Origin of the sequence: Serratia sp. CY37869, assembly GCF_052168895.1 — a bacterium.
GTDB lineage: Bacteria > Pseudomonadota > Gammaproteobacteria > Enterobacterales > Enterobacteriaceae > Serratia > Serratia ureilytica.
This window is the reverse complement of record NZ_JBJNLU010000004.1, coordinates 449266-464445: the sequence shown is the minus strand read 5'-3', so window position 1 is coordinate 464445 and position 15180 is coordinate 449266. Positions and strand designations below refer to the sequence as shown.

13 protein-coding genes are annotated in these 15180 nt (G+C 62.1%); all 13 read right to left on the bottom strand.

Annotated features, from left to right (window positions below; genetic code table 11):
• Positions 1–40: 40 nt before the first annotated feature.
• A complete protein-coding gene (gene ftsA, locus ACJ8J1_RS20865; RefSeq protein WP_004932758.1) occupies positions 41–1297 on the bottom strand; it encodes a cell division protein FtsA in 1257 nt (418 codons plus the stop codon).
• On the bottom strand, positions 1294–2145 hold the full coding sequence (gene ftsQ / locus ACJ8J1_RS20860; RefSeq protein ID WP_004932761.1) for a cell division protein FtsQ: 852 nt from the start codon (positions 2143–2145) through the stop codon (positions 1294–1296). Before ftsQ ends, ftsA begins: the two co-directional genes overlap by 4 nt.
• Position 2146: 1 nt before the next feature.
• Positions 2147–3067, bottom strand: coding sequence for a D-alanine--D-alanine ligase (locus ACJ8J1_RS20855; RefSeq protein ID WP_033641257.1), 921 nt, complete (start codon positions 3065–3067; stop codon positions 2147–2149).
• Complete coding sequence (gene murC, locus ACJ8J1_RS20850) at positions 3060–4535, bottom strand: UDP-N-acetylmuramate--L-alanine ligase (protein WP_025301571.1); 1476 nt, start codon at positions 4533–4535, stop codon at positions 3060–3062. Before murC ends, ACJ8J1_RS20855 begins: the two co-directional genes overlap by 8 nt.
• 83 nt (positions 4536–4618) lie before the next feature.
• The gene (murG, locus tag ACJ8J1_RS20845; protein WP_004932773.1) at positions 4619–5683 is read right to left on the bottom strand and encodes an undecaprenyldiphospho-muramoylpentapeptide beta-N-acetylglucosaminyltransferase; all 1065 of its coding nucleotides are present in this window, start codon (positions 5681–5683) and stop codon (positions 4619–4621) included.
• Positions 5684–5686: 3 nt separating this feature from the next.
• A complete protein-coding gene (ftsW, locus tag ACJ8J1_RS20840) occupies positions 5687–6889 on the bottom strand; it encodes a cell division protein FtsW (RefSeq protein WP_015376649.1) in 1203 nt (400 codons plus the stop codon).
• Positions 6886–8205 carry a UDP-N-acetylmuramoyl-L-alanine--D-glutamate ligase gene (murD, locus tag ACJ8J1_RS20835; protein WP_033641855.1) on the bottom strand — a complete coding sequence of 440 codons (1320 nt, stop codon included), beginning with the start codon at positions 8203–8205 and terminating at the stop codon, positions 6886–6888. Before murD ends, ftsW begins: the two co-directional genes overlap by 4 nt.
• Before the next feature lie 2 nt (positions 8206–8207).
• On the bottom strand, positions 8208–9290 hold the full coding sequence (gene mraY / locus ACJ8J1_RS20830) for a phospho-N-acetylmuramoyl-pentapeptide-transferase (protein ID WP_004932782.1): 1083 nt from the start codon (positions 9288–9290) through the stop codon (positions 8208–8210).
• Positions 9284–10645: a UDP-N-acetylmuramoyl-tripeptide--D-alanyl-D-alanine ligase gene (gene murF, locus ACJ8J1_RS20825; protein WP_442520421.1), complete on the bottom strand. Its 1362-nt coding sequence runs from the start codon at positions 10643–10645 to the stop codon at positions 9284–9286. Before murF ends, mraY begins: the two co-directional genes overlap by 7 nt.
• Entirely contained in the window at positions 10642–12129 is a 1488-nt protein-coding gene (gene murE / locus ACJ8J1_RS20820) for a UDP-N-acetylmuramoyl-L-alanyl-D-glutamate--2,6-diaminopimelate ligase (RefSeq protein ID WP_033641853.1), read from the bottom strand. The genes murF and murE overlap by 4 nt, the downstream gene beginning before the upstream one ends.
• Positions 12116–13879, bottom strand: a complete 1764-nt coding sequence (locus ACJ8J1_RS20815) for a peptidoglycan glycosyltransferase FtsI (protein WP_004932790.1) — start codon at positions 13877–13879, stop codon at positions 12116–12118. Before ACJ8J1_RS20815 ends, murE begins: the two co-directional genes overlap by 14 nt.
• Before the next feature lie 42 nt (positions 13880–13921).
• Positions 13922–14242: a cell division protein FtsL gene (gene ftsL, locus ACJ8J1_RS20810; RefSeq protein WP_015376645.1), complete on the bottom strand. Its 321-nt coding sequence runs from the start codon at positions 14240–14242 to the stop codon at positions 13922–13924.
• On the bottom strand, positions 14239–15180 hold the full coding sequence (gene rsmH, locus ACJ8J1_RS20805; protein ID WP_004932794.1) for a 16S rRNA (cytosine(1402)-N(4))-methyltransferase RsmH: 942 nt from the start codon (positions 15178–15180) through the stop codon (positions 14239–14241). Before rsmH ends, ftsL begins: the two co-directional genes overlap by 4 nt.

Here is a 15180-nt window from a genome sequence, read left to right as displayed (position 1 = left end):
TCATAAAAAGATTACTCAGCATGATCTCTTTGTTGAAACATTAAAACTCTTTTCTCAGCCAGCTATTGATGCGTTTAAACCAATTGCCCACCGAGGCGCGTTTTTCTACTTCTGTCTCACCGCTCAGGTGAGACTCTTTTCCATAGTGCAGCAGACCTACCGCCGTCGAGTAGTAAGGCTCCTGCGCATAATCCGTCAGACCCGTGATGTTCAAGGGTTGGCCGATGCGTACCTGGGTGTGGAACACCCGTTGCGCACAGGCTGCCAGGCCATCAATCTGGGCGGCGCCACCGGTCAGCACGATACCTGCCGCCAGATGATGCTTCACTCCTTGCTGACGCAGTTGCTCCTGCAATTGCAAAATTTCATCGTTAACCAGATTCAACAGTTCGGTGTAGCGTGGCTCAATGACTTCAGCCAGCGTCTGTCTTTGCAGACTGCGCGGAGGACGTCCCCCGACGCTAGGCACCTCTACATTCTCATCCTTGCTAACAATCGACCCAAGCGCACAACCGTGTCGAACTTTAATCGCTTCCGCGTCGGTCGGCGGCGTGCCGAAGGCGTAAGCGATATCGCTGGTGACCACGTTCCCGGCGTAAGGGATCACTTTGGTGTGGCGCAGCGCACCGCCGGTGTACACCGCCATATCCATGGTGCCGCCGCCGATATCCACCACGCAAACGCCGAGTTCGCGTTCATCTTCGGTCAGCACCGCGTAGCTCGCGGCCAGACCGGCGAAAATAAGTTGGTCAACTTTCAGGCCGCAACGTTCCACGGCCTTGACGATGTTCTTCGCCATATCGTTATGGCAGGTAATCAGATGCACCTTGGCCTGCATGCGCACGCCGGACAGCCCAACCGGGTTTTTGATGCCTTCCTGATAATCGATGGCGTATTCCTGAGGAATCACGTGCAGGATGCGGTGTTCGTCGCGCACGCGCACCGATTTGGCGGTGTGCACCACGTTCTCCACGTCGTCCTGCGTCACTTCCTCTTCCGAGATAGGCACCATGCCGATTTCGTTCTGGCAGCTGATGTGTTTGCCCGACAGCGCCAGGTACACCGACGAGATCTGGCAGTCCGCCATCAGCTCGGCCTGATCGATGGCGCGCTGTACGCACTTCACCACCGACTCCAGGTCGTTTACGCCGCCCTTATCCATGCCGCGAGACGGGCAACTGCCCACCCCGATAATGTTGACCATGCCATCGGGCAGAACTTCCCCTACCAACGCGGAGACTTTTGCAGTACCGATCTCCAGTCCAACTACCAGTTTTCTGTCCGTCGACTTGATCATTGTTGTTTTGCCTGTGCCTGATTCTGTTGCTGATTACTGTTTTGCTGACCGCCAAGCGCCTGCGGATCGACCAACACCGGAGCCCACCCTACCGAAGCGCCGGACTCGTAGCGCAGATCGACATAGCTGACACGCTTGCTCTCCGCCTGGCCCTGCTGCTGCAATACCGGGTAAAGCTCGATAAACCGCTGCAAACGCCCGTTGCGGTCATCGCGCCCCAGCTCAAGCCGGACATCGTTGTCCAGCGCCAGCTGCCAGGAATGGCGCGCGGTCATCGCCGCCATTTTCAGCGTATATTTGCTGGCCGCCAACGTGGCGCTCATCGCCCGATAGCCTTCCAGCACATCCTGCTCGCTCCCTTCCGGCCCGTAGAGCAGCGGCAACTTCTGCTTGCCCGCCCGCTCCGCCGGCACGCTGAACGCTTTGCCCTCGGCGTCCACCATGTGCAAATCGTTCCAGCGCGCCACCGGGACATACTCCACCAGATGGATCTTCAGCTCATCCGGCCATTGTTTGCGCACGCTGGCCTGCTTGATCCACGGCAGACGTTCGATCTGCTGCTGGATAACGTCCACATCCTGCGTCATAAAGGTGCCGGGCGCGCCCAGCGCCAGGATCGCCTGACGAATATCATCGTTGGTGGTGTAATGGCGTTCGCCGGTCACCACCAGCCTTGAGAGCGGCAGGCGACTGGCGTCTTTCATCCAGCCAAGCACCGCCCAACCGCTCCACACGACCGTTCCCAACACCATCAGCAGGAAAATCATTCCCGCCAACTGGGTTCCATTGCTGCGGCGCGGGCCGTTATCCACCTCGCGATCGCGCGCATTCAGGGCAGCTTGCGACATATCAGTCGGCCAACTCCAAAATTCTCGCCACTAGCTGCGAGAAGCTTAATCCAAACTGGCGCGCCGCCATCGGCACCAGGCTATGACTGGTCATGCCCGGAGAGGTATTCACCTCAAGCAGATAGAAGCTGCCATCGCTGTCTTGCATCACATCGACGCGGCCCCAGCCGCTGCAGTCCAGACCGCGGTAGGCGCGCAGCGCCAACGCCGCCATCTCGGCTTCCTGCTCGGCGCTCAAACCGCTCGGGCAGAAGTACTGCGTGTCGTCCGAAATGTACTTGGCCTGATAGTCGTAAAACACGCCGGCCGGCTGGATACGAATAGACGGCAGCACCTGGTCGCCCAGCATCGCCACGGTGTATTCCGGGCCGCTCAACCACTTCTCCACCAGCACATCGTCGTCATGGCGGAAGGCTTCTTCCAATGCGGCTTCCAACGCGGCGCTTTCGGTGACCTTACTCATGCCGACGCTGGAGCCTTCACGGCTCGGCTTGACGATCAGCGGCAGACCGAGATCCGCCACGCGCGCCAGCAGCGCCGCTTTTTCGGCGCCGAGGTACAGCTGGCGGTTCAGCGCCACGTAAGGCGCCACTGGCAAGCCCATCGACTGCCACACCATCTTGGTGCGCCATTTATCCATGGTCAGCGCCGAGGCCATCACGCCGCTGCCGGTATAAGGCAACTCGAGAAACTCCAGCAGCCCCTGCAGGGTGCCGTCCTCGCCGCCGCGGCCGTGCAGCGCGATAAACACTTTGGTGAACCCCTGCTCTTTCAGCTGGGTCACCGGGAAATCGCGGGTATCGACGCCGTGCGCATCGATACCGGCTTCGCGCAACCCGGCCAGCACCGCGGCGCCGGACTGCAGAGAAACGTCACGTTCAGCGGAGGTGCCGCCCAGCAGAACTGCAACTTTATCAGCCATGGTGCTCCTCCTCTTTCTTCGGCGGCTGCAGCTTCAGCTCGGCCAGTTTACGGGCGATTTTGCCCACGTTGCCGGCGCCTTGCACCAGCACCAGGTCTTCATCCTGCAACAGCTGCGCCAGCGTTTCCGGCACGGTATCGGCATCGGAAACCAGGATCGGATCCAGCTTGCCGCGGCTGCGGATGGTGCGGCACAGCGAGCGGCTGTCCGCGCCCGGGATCGGCGCTTCGCCGGCGGCGTACACGTCGAGCATCAGCAGCACATCCACCTGCGACAGCACGTTGGCGAAATCGTCGTACAGATCGCGGGTGCGCGTGTAGCGGTGCGGCTGGAAGATCATCACCAGACGCTTGTCCGGCCAACCGGCGCGCGCCGCTTTCAACGTGGCGTCCACTTCGGTCGGATGGTGGCCGTAATCGTCCACCAGCATCGCGCTGCCCGCTTTGCCGTTGACCGGCTCCAGCGGAAACTCGCCGAGGAAATCGAAGCGGCGCCCGGTGCCCTGGAAGCCAGCCAGCGCGCGCAGGATATCTTCGTCGTCGATGCCTTCTTCAGTCGCTACCGCCACCGCCGCCGCTGCGTTCAACGCATTGTGGCGGCCCGGCGCGTTCAGCGTCACCGTCAGCAACGGTTTGTCCTGACGGCTCAGGGTAAAGTGCCCCTGCGGCCCAATCTGCCGGTAGTCTTCGATGCGCACATCGGCATCTTCACTGAAGCCGTAGGTGGTGATATGGCGACCCACGCGCGGCAGCAGCTCACGCACCACCGGATCGTCGATGCACATCACCGCGCGACCGTAGAACGGCAGGTTGTGCAAGAAATTGATAAACGTCTGCTTCAGGTTCTCGAAGTCGCCCTGGTAGGTGTCCATATGGTCGGCTTCGATGTTGGTGACCACGGCCACCATCGGCTGCAGATGCAGGAACGACGCATCGCTCTCATCCGCTTCCGCGATCAGATAACGGCTGGACCCCAGTCGTGCGTGGGTGCCCGCCGCCTTCACCAGCCCGCCGTTAACGAAGGTCGGGTCCAGGCGGGCTTCGGCGTAAATGCTCGAGACCATCGCCGTGGTGGTGGTTTTGCCGTGCGTGCCGGCGATAGCGATGCCGTGGCGAAAACGCATCAGCTCCGCCAGCATTTCAGCGCGGCGGATCACCGGGATGCGCGCTTCACGGGCGGCGACGATCTCCGGGTTGTCGGCGGAGATGGCGGTAGACACCACCACCACGCTCGCATCCAGCACGTTTTCCGGACGGTGATTGAAATAAATCGTCGCCCCGAGCGCGCTCAACTGCTGGGTCACCGGATTTGGCGCCAGGTCGGAGCCGCTGATCTGATACCCTTCGTTTGCCAACACTTCGGCGATACCACCCATGCCGGCGCCACCGATGCCGACAAAGTGAATGTGCCGGACGCGACGCATCTCGGGCACGATAGTACGTAGTTTCGCCAGTTGTTGTGTATTCATCACTCTCTCTAATCCGGATCCGGTATCCCGGCCTACATCACATTGCTTTTATTCAGGTTCGGCGCGCCGAACCCCTGCACTCGTTACTTGGCGAGCCGCACCAGCTCCGCCGCCACGCGCTCGGTGGCGTCCGGAATGGCGACCGCGCGCGCTTTCTCGGCCATGGCCAGCAGCGTCTTGCGATCCCAGCTCGCCAGCAGTTCGGCCACCACATCGGCGTTGAACTGCGGCTGTTCGATAATCTTCGCCGCGCCGGCTTCTTCCAGCGGGCGTGCGTTCCAGTACTGTTGACGATCCTTGTGCATGAACGGCACGAAAATCGCCGGCAGCCCCGCCGCCGCGATTTCGCTGACGGTCAACGCGCCGGAGCGGCAGACCACTACGTCGGCCCAGGCATAGGCGGCGGCCATGTCGTCGATGAACTCGGTCACCTTGTGCTGTGTCTGCCCTACCCTCTCGTAGTCGCGCAGCACCGTTTCCAGCGCGCCCTTGCCAACCTGATGCCAGAGCGTAATTCTATCGCCCAAACGCGCCGCGACTTCAGGAACTGTCTGATTCAGCACGCGGGCGCCCTGACTTCCGCCAATCACCAGCACGCGGATCGGGCCTTCGCGCCCTTGCAACCGCTCCGCCGGCAACGGCAGCGCCAACACGTCGGTGCGCACCGGGTTGCCCACCACCTCGGCGTTCGGGAACGCGCCGGGGAAGGCCTGCATCACTTTGGCGGCGATGCGCGCCAGCCAGCGGTTGGTCAAGCCGGCAATGCCGTTCTGCTCGTGCAGCACCACCGGGATGCCGCACTGCCAGGCCGCCAGGCCGCCGGGGCCGGAAACGTAACCGCCCATCCCCAGCACCACATCCGGCTGATAGCTGCGCATGATGGCTTTCGCCTGCCGCACCGCCTGCCAGATCCGCAGCGGCGCCGTCAACTGGGCCTTCAGGCCCTTGCCGCGCAGGCCAGAGATGCGGATAAAATCAATCTCGATCCCGTGCTTCGGCACCAGATCGGCTTCCATTCGGTCTGCGGTTCCGAGCCAGCGCACCTGCCAGCCCTGCGCCATCAGATGATGCGCGACCGCCAGCCCCGGGAACACGTGCCCGCCGGTACCGCCTGCCATCACCATTAAACGCTTAGGTTTCCCGCTCATCCCTTACCTCTTCACAAACGCCTGAGCCTTGGTCAGGCGCGTTTCATAATCAATTCGCAGCAACAGCACGATCGCCGTCGACATAATCAGCAAGCTCGAGCCGCCGTAACTGATCAGCGGCAGCGTCAGACCTTTGGTCGGCAACATGCCCGCGGCGGCGCCGACGTTAACCAGCGCCTGGAAGCTGAACCACACGCCGATCGCGCAGGCCAGGAAGCCGGAGAAGCGTTGGTCGATCTCCAGCGCGCGGCGCCCGATGGACATCGCGCGAAAAGCGACGAAGAATACCATTAACAGGGCTAAAACCACACCGATATAGCCCAGTTCTTCACCCAAAATGGAGAAGATGAAGTCGGTGTGCGCTTCCGGCAAATACTCCAGTTTCTGCACCGAGTTGCCGAGCCCCTGCCCCCAGAACTCGCCGCGGCCGAATGCCATCAGCGACTGGGTCAACTGGTAGCCGCTGCCGAACGGGTCGGCCCACGGGTTCCAGAACGAGGTCACGCGGCGCATACGGTACGGTTCCGCGATAATCAGCAGCACCACGGCGAACACGCCGGAGCCGATGATCGCCAGGAACTGCCACATTTTCGCGCCAGCCAGGAACAGCATCGCCAGCGTGGTGATGAACAGCACCACCACGGTGCCGAGATCCGGCTGCGCCAGCAGCAGCACCGCCAGCACCACCATGACGCCCATCGGCTTACAGAAGCCCCAGAAGTTGCTGCGCACCTCTTCCACCTTGCGCACCAGATAGCTCGCCAGGTAGCAGAACAGCGACAGCTTGGACAGCTCCGCCGGCTGAATACGCAGCGGGCCGAGCGCGATCCAGCGCGAGGCCCCGTTCACCGAGCTCCCCACCACCAGGACGATCAGCAGCATCACGATCGACATCAGCAGCATCACGTTGCTGTAGCGCTGCCAAACTTCCATCGGGATGCGCAGCGTCACCAACGACAGGCCGAACGCCAGGCCGAGGTACAGCGCATCGCGTTTGGCGAACAGGAACGGATCGTCCGCCAGGCGTTGGCCGATCGGCATCGACGCCGAGGTCACCATCACGAAGCCGATGATCGCCAACCCGAAGGTCAGCCACAGCAGGGTGCGATCGTACAGCACCATGTTGACCGCGTCGTTGTCGCGCGCGCCGGTCACCCAGTCTTTCAGCCGTTCTGTCAGCCCGAAGTTCGGCAAGCGTAGTTTCATCCGCCAAGCTCCTGCGCCAGGCGGGCGAACTCATCGCCGCGCACTTCAAAATTACGGAACTGATCGAGACTGGCGCAGGCCGGCGACAACAGCACCATATCGCCGGGCTGTACGCGGCCGGCGATGGTGCGCATCGCCTGCTCCATGGTCTCGGTCAGCGTCGCCACTTCCGGCCGCAGCTGCGCCAGCTGGGCGCCGTCGCGGCCAAAGCAATACAGCCGCACGTTATCGCCCTGCAGATAGCGCGCCAGCGGCGAGAAATCGGCGGACTTGCCGTCGCCGCCCAGCAGCAGATGCAGCGTGCCGTCCACCTGCAGGCCGTTCAGTGCCGCTTCGGTGCTGCCGACGTTGGTGGCTTTGGAATCGTTGATCCAACGCACGCCGTTGTTCTCCCAGGCCAGCTGGAAGCGGTGCGCCAGGCCGGTGAAGGTGGTCAACGCCTTCAGGCTGGAGGCACGCGGGATATTGACCGCATCCGCCAACGCCAGCGCCGCCAGGGCGTTGGTGTAGTTGTGGCGGCCGGTCAGCTTCATCTCGCGCGTATTCAGCACCTTCTCACCGCGCACCCGCAGCCAGGTTTCGCCCTGCTGACGGTTCAGGTGATAGTCGCCCACGTCCGCCCCGAAGCTAACGCAGCGTTCGTCGGCGCCGCGCACCGGCATGGTCAGCGCATCGTCCGCGTTCACCACGCACACCGCGGCGTTTTCATACACGCGCAGCTTGGCGCCGCGATACTGCTGCAGGCCGAACGGATAGCGATCCATATGATCTTCGGTCACGTTCAGGATGGTCGCCGCCGCCGCCCGCAGGCTATACGTCGTTTCCAGCTGGAAGCTGGACAGCTCCAGCACGTAAAGCTGACATTCCTGGCGCAACAGGCTCAGCGCCGGCAGGCCGATATTGCCGCCCACGCCCACCGCCCAACCGGCGGCTTTCGCCATCTCGCCCACCAGGGTGGTGACGGTGCTCTTGCCGTTGGAGCCGGTAATCGCCACGATCGGCGCCTGCGCCTCGCGGCAGAACAGTTCGACGTCGCCGACGATTTCCACGCCGGCGTCAGCCGCGGCGCTCAACGCCGGGGTCGCCAGCGCGACGCCCGGGCTGGCGACGATCAGATCCGCCGCCAGCAGCCAGTCCTGGTTCAGATCGCCCAGATGGCGCTCCACGCTTTCAGGCAGTTTGTCCAAGCCTGGCGGCGCGATACGGGTATCCATCACGCGCGGCGTCACGCCGCGTGCCATGAAGAAATCGACACAGGACAGGCCGGTGAGGCCCAACCCGATGATGACGACTTTTCTACCCTGATAGTCTGCCATGATTAACGCACCTTCAGCGTTGCCAGGCCAATCAGCACCAGCATCAGCGAAATGATCCAGAAGCGCACGATCACGCGCGGCTCCGGCCAGCCTTTCAATTCATAGTGGTGGTGAATCGGCGCCATGCGGAAAATGCGTTGTCCGCGCAGCTTGAACGATCCCACCTGCAGGATCACCGACAGCGTCTCTACCACGAACACGCCGCCCATGATCACCAACAAAAACTCCTGGCGCAGCAGCACCGCGATGGTGCCCAGCGCGCCGCCCAGCGCCAGCGAACCGACGTCGCCCATAAACACCTGAGCCGGGTAGGTGTTGAACCACAGGAAGCCGAGGCCGGCGCCGACGATGGCGGTGCAGACGATCACCAACTCACCGGCATGACGCAGATACGGAATATGCAGGTAGTTGGCGAAGTTCATGTTACCGGTCGCCCAGGCTACCAGCGCGAAACCGGCCGCCACGAATACCGTCGGCATAATCGCCAGGCCGTCCAGACCGTCGGTCAGGTTGACCGCGTTGCTGGTGCCGACGATGACGAAATAGGCCAGCAGGATGTACAGCAAGCCCAACTGCGGCATCACGTCCTTAAAGAACGGCACAACCAGCTCGGTGGCTGGCGTGTCTTTTCCTACGGCGTACATGGCGAATGCGACAATCAGCGCAATCACCGACTGCCAGAAATACTTCCAGCGGGCGATCAGCCCTTTGGTGTCCTTACGCACCACCTTGCGGTAGTCATCGACGAAACCGACGATGCCGTAACCCACCAGCACAAACAGCACGCACCAGACATACGGATTGGACGGGTAGGCCCACATCAGCACCGAAATGGTGATGGAGGTCAGGATCATGATGCCGCCCATGGTCGGCGTGCCGCGCTTGCTGAAGTGCGACTCGGGGCCGTCGTTACGCACCACCTGGCCGAAGGACATTTCTTGCAGACGCTTGATCACCCGCGGGCCCATCCACAGCGACAGGAACAGCGCGGTCAGCAGGCTGACAATGGCTCGGAACGTCAGATAAGAAAAGACGTTGAAGCCTGAGTAATACTTGACCAAATGCTCGGCCAGCCAAACTAACATGGTGCTTTCTCCTGTAACGCGCGTACTACCTGCTCCATTGCGGCACTACGTGAACCTTTGATTAACACGGTGATGACCGCATGTTCCGACAGTAATTCCGCCACGCGCGCGATCACTGCTGTCTTGTCCTGATAATGTTCGCCGTTGCCGGAAGCCTCGCTCAGCACGCGGCTCAACCCGCCGACGCTGATCACTTTATCGACCCCGGCCTGGCGGGCGGCTTCACCCACCTGACGGTGGCACTCTTCCGCTTCTGCGCCCAGCTCGGCCATATCGCCGACCACCATCACGCGGTAGCCCGGCATCTCCGCCAGCACCTGCGCCGCCGCAGTCATCGACCCGACGTTGGCGTTGTAGCTGTCGTCCAGCAGCAGCTTGCCTTCGGCCAGCGCCACCGGGAACAAACGCCCCGGCACCGCCTGCAATTGTTTCAACCCCTGACGCACCGCTTCGAGGGTGGCGCCCACCGACATCGCCAGCGCCGTGGCCGCCAGCGCGTTGGCCACGTTGTGGCGCCCCGGCAGCGGCAGCGCGATCTCGGCGGTGCCGAACGGGCTGTGCAGCGTAAACTGCGTACCTGCGCCGTTCACCCGCACGTCGTGCGCGAAGAAGTCCACGCCTTCGGCCGCCTGCGGCGAGAAGCGCCAGACGGTTTTGCCGCCCAGCATGCTCTGCCAGTGCGGCCAGTCGTTGTTATCGGCGTTGATGATCGCCATGCCGTCGGCCGGCAGGCCGGTAAAGATTTCACCTTTCGCCTGGGCGACGCCGGCCAGCGAGCCGAAGCCTTCCAGGTGCGCCGCCGCCAGGTTGTTCACCAAAGCGGTCTGCGGACGCGTCAATGCGGTGGTGTAAGCAATTTCGCCAATGTGGTTAGCGCCCAGCTCTATCACGGCAAAATCATGCTGCGGCTCCAGACGCAACAGCGTCAACGGCACGCCGATGTCGTTATTGAAGTTGCCGGCGGTATACAGCACTTCGCCGCATTCACGCAGAATGGCGGCGGTCATTTCTTTCACCGATGTCTTGCCCGAGGAGCCGGTCAGCGCCACCACGCGCGCCGGCACCTGCTGACGCACCCAGGCGCCAAGCTGCCCCAGCGCCAGACGGGTGTCTTTCACCACCAGCTGCGGCACGTCCACCAATAAGCGCTTACTGACCAGCAACGCCCCGGCGCCTGCGGCTATGGCATCCGCCGCGAAGTCGTGAGCGTCGAAACGCTCGCCTTTCAGCGCCACAAACAGGCAACCGGCGGTCACCTTGCGGGTGTCTGTCGTCACCTCGACAATTTGGCAATCGGCGCCGATCGGTTCAGCGCTCAATACCTCAGCCAGTGTCTGAAGAGAGACAGGGATCATGCCAGCACCCCCAGCAGTCGGGCGACCGTCGTGCGGTCGGAGTAATCCAGGCGGCGGTTGCCCACCAGCTGATAATCTTCGTGGCCTTTGCCCGCCACCAACACCACATCCTGCTCCTGCGCCTGCATGATGGCGCTGGTCACCGCTTCGGCGCGGCCGTGGATCACCAGCGCCTGCCCGGCATCCAGCAATCCGGTCAGGATATCGTTGATAATCGCGCGCGGCTCTTCGGTACGCGGGTTGTCATCGGTGATCACCACGCGATCGGCGAACTGCTCGGCGATGCCGCCCATCAGCGGACGCTTGCCCTTGTCGCGATCGCCGCCGCAGCCGAAGACGCACCACAGCTGCCCCTGGCAGTGCAGGCGCGCCGCTTCCAGCGCTTTCTCCAGCGCATCCGGCGTGTGGGCGTAATCCACCACGACCGTCGGTTTGCCCGGCGCGTTAAACACTTCCATGCGGCCGCAGACCGGCTGCAGACGGTTGCCGGTTTCCACCAGCGCCTCCAGCGGGTAGCCCAGCGACAGCAGCGTCGCCAATGCCAACAGCAGATTGCTGACGTTGAAAGCGCCCATCAGGCGGCTTTCGATCTCGCCGTCGCCCCAGCTGGAGCTGAACCGAACCGTGGCGCCGTTGTCGTGATAATCGACCGCCGTGGTTTTCAGCCAGCGGCCGTGACAGCCCGGCTGCAGGTTGCCCTGCATCGTCACCGCCACCGCATCCGGCAGCTTGCTCAGCCAGCGCTGGCCGACTTCATCGTCGGCGTTGATGATCGCCTGCCCCACATTGTGGGCGGCGAACAGCGACCATTTGGCCGCTTCGTAATTGGCCATGTCACCGTGGTAATCCAGGTGATCGCGGCTCAGGTTGGTGAAGACCGCGGCAGCGAACGGCAGCGCCGCCACCCGGTGTTGCACCAAACCGTGGGATGAGACTTCCATCGCGGCGAAGGTCGCGCCCTGTTCCGCCAAGTCGTTTAATACGTGTTGAACATCCACCGCAGAACCGGTGGTATTCTCGGTCGGGCAGACCTGGCCCAGCAGACCGTTGCCGACGGTGCCCATCACCGCGCTGGTTTCGCCCAGCAGTTGGCTCCACTGCGCCAACAACTGCGTGGTGGTGGTTTTGCCGTTGGTGCCGGTCACGCCGACCAGGCGCAGACGCTCGCCCGGCTGATGGTAAAAACGCCCGGCCAGCGCGGAAAGGCGCTGGTTCAGTTGGCTCAGGTAGATCACCGGCACGCCGTGCATCTCAACGATGGCGCCGTCTTCGGCCTGACCCTCAGCTTCGGCGATCACGGCGGCGACGCCCTGCGCAATGGCCTGCGGAATATAGCGGCGTCCATCCGTTTGATGGCCAACCACGGCGACAAACAGATCCCCGGCAGCCGCCACACGGCTGTCTAATGTCATTTCCCGCAGCGCGCGCCCGGGCGCCGTCGGCACCCACGGGGCGAGTAAGTCGCGCAAATTACGATCTGCCACCTGAACCCTCTTTCTTGTTAATCACTAATTCGCTTTTGTCACCGGTGGGCAACGCGTCAGGCTCGACGTTCATGGTGCGCAATACGCCGCCCATGATGGCGCCGAACACCGGCGCGGAGATTGCGCCACCATAGTATTTCCCACCCTGCGGGTCGTTGATGACGACCACCAGGGCAAAACGGGGGTTACTTGCCGGCGCGACGCCGGCGGTATAAGCGATGTATCGGTTGACGTATTTGCCGTCCGGGCCCACTTTTTTCGCGGTACCGGTTTTGATGGCGATACGGTATCCCTTGATGGCGGCTTTCACGCCGCCGCCGCCCGGCAAGGCCACGCTTTCCATCATGTGCACCACGGTGCGCACCAGAGGTTCAGGGAAAACGCGTTCGCCGGCGACCGGAGGGTCAACCTTGGTGATCGACAATGGGCGATACACGCCCAGACTGCCGATCGTTGCATAGACTCGCGCCAACTGTAACGGAGTTACCATCAGCCCGTAGCCGAAAGAGAAGGTGGCCCTCTCTATGTCAGACCACCGTTGTTTTTTTGGGTATATGCCACTGCTTTCTCCGACCAGCCCCAAATTGGTCGCTTTTCCCAGCCCAAAACGAGAGTAAGTATCTACTAACGCTGAGGACGGCATCGCTAACGCCAGCTTTGAAACACCGACGTTACTCGACTTCTGCAAGATCCCGGTCAATGACAGCTCCGAGTACCGCGCCACGTCTTTGATCTCGTGGCCCTGAATGCGGTACGGGATGGTGTTCAGCACGCTGTTTTCTCTCACCACGCCGTTTTGCAGCGCGGTCATCACCACCATTGGCTTCACGGTTGAACCGGGTTCAAAAATATCGGTGATAGCGCGGTTACGCATGGTTTCTTTCGGCGTACCGGCCATGTTGTTCGGGTTATAAGACGGGCTGTTGGCCATCGCCAGCACTTCGCCAGTGTTCACGTCGATCAGCACCGCAGTGCCCGATTCGGCCTTGTTGAACGCCACGGCGTTGTTCAGCTCGCGATACACCAGCGCCTGCAGGCGCTCATCGACGCTCAGCACCAGGTTATGCGCCGCCTGGCTATCGACGGAGGAGATATCTTCAATCACTCGGCCGAAGCGATCCTTGCGCACCGTTCTCTCGCCCGGTTGCCCGGTCAGCCAGCGATCGAAGCTCTTCTCGACGCCTTCGATGCCTTGCCCGTCGATGTTGGTCACGCCGATGATGTGCGACGTCACCTGCCCCGCCGGGTAGTAACGGCGCGACTCCTGCCGCAGGTAGATCCCCGGCAGCTTGAGTTTGTGGATGTAGTCGCCGATCGCCGGGTTAACCTGGCGCGCCAGATAAACGAAGCGCCCTTTCGGGTTGGCGTTGATGCGGTTGGAAAGCTGGTCCAGCGGGATGTTGAGCGCATCGGAAAGCGCTTTCCAACGGCTGTCCAGCGTGATGCCGCCGCGTTCGTTCAGCTCTTTCGGATCGGCCCACACCGCATTCACCGGCACGCTGACCGCCAACGGGCGGCCGGCGCGATCGCTGATCATGCCGCGCGCGGTCGGCACTTCCTGCACGCGCAGCGAACGCATGTCGCCTTCTTTCACCAGACGATCGGGGTTGATGACCTGCAGGTACGCGACGCGCAGCATCAGGCCAACCATCGCCAGCAAAATGCAGCCGCACAGCAACGCAAAACGCCAGCTGACAAAGCTGGCCTGATCTTCCTGGCGTCTCAACTTACCGGGGCGCGCTGCTTTCATGCGTTTCCTTTCTACTCCGTGTCATTATTCCGGTTAAACCATTCATTGTTTAACGATGATATTTTCCTGCGATGGATCAACGTGTTGCATCTGCAGTTTTTCTGTCGCGATACGTTCAACCCGGCTGTGATCGCCGAGGGCGTTCTCTTCTAAAATCAGGTTGCGCCACTCGATATCCAGCGCATCGCGCTCCAGAACCAGCTGCTCGCGTTCGGCGGTCAGCAGGCGGGTGCGGTGCGCGGTGGTCACCACGAAAATCGCGGAGACCAGTGACGCAATCAGTAAAATCAGGGGGATCTTGGCGTTGCGCAGCAGATCGCCGCCAATCACCCCGACCAGGCCGTGACGTTCGTTGCCAATCACGCGGGCATCCTCTCAGCAATGCGCAGCACCGAGCTGCGCGCACGCGGGTTGTCCGCCACTTCCGCTTCCGACGGCATCATTTTGCCCAGCGCTTTCAGCGTTCGCCCGCCCATGCCGCGCAGTTGCTCCTCGGTCAACGGAATGCCCGCCGGCACCTGGGCGCCGCGGCTGTGGTGTCGCATAAAGCGTTTGACGATGCGGTCTTCCAGCGAATGGAAGCTGATGATCGACAAACGGCCCTGCGGGGCCAGCACTTCCAGCGCGCCGTCGAGCGCACGCTCGATCTCTTCCAGCTCGCTGTTGATATAAATGCGGATCGCCTGGAAGCTGCGCGTCGCCGGATGCTTGTGCTTTTCACGGAACGGGCTGGCATCGGCGATCAGATCCGCCAGCTCTTTGGTGCGCGTCATCGGCTCCACGCGGTTTCTTTCGACGATGGCGCGCGCGATGCGCTTGGCGAAACGCTCTTCGCCGAAGGTTTTCAGCACCCAGGCGATGTCGTCCGCTTCGGCCTTCATCAGCCACTCTGCGGCAGACAGGCCGGTGGACGGATCCATGCGCATGTCCAGCGGACCGTCGCGCATAAAGGAGAACCCGCGCTCCGCGTCGTCAAGCTGCGGCGAGGAAACGCCCAGATCGAGCAGAACGCCGTCGATCTTGCCCACCAGCTCGCGCTCCCGCACATAGTGCGACAACTCGGAAAATGGGCCGTGTACGATGGTAAAACGAGGATCTTCAATAGATTTGGCGGCTGCAATCGCCTGAGGGTCACGGTCAATTGCCAGCAAACGCCCTTCCGGCCCCAGTTGGGACAGAATCAGACGAGAATGGCCACCGCGACCAAAAGTACCGTCGATATATATGCCGTTGCTGCGGATATTGAGGCCGTTGACGGCTTCGTCCAGCAGGACGGTGGTGTGTTTATAGTTTTCCAACAT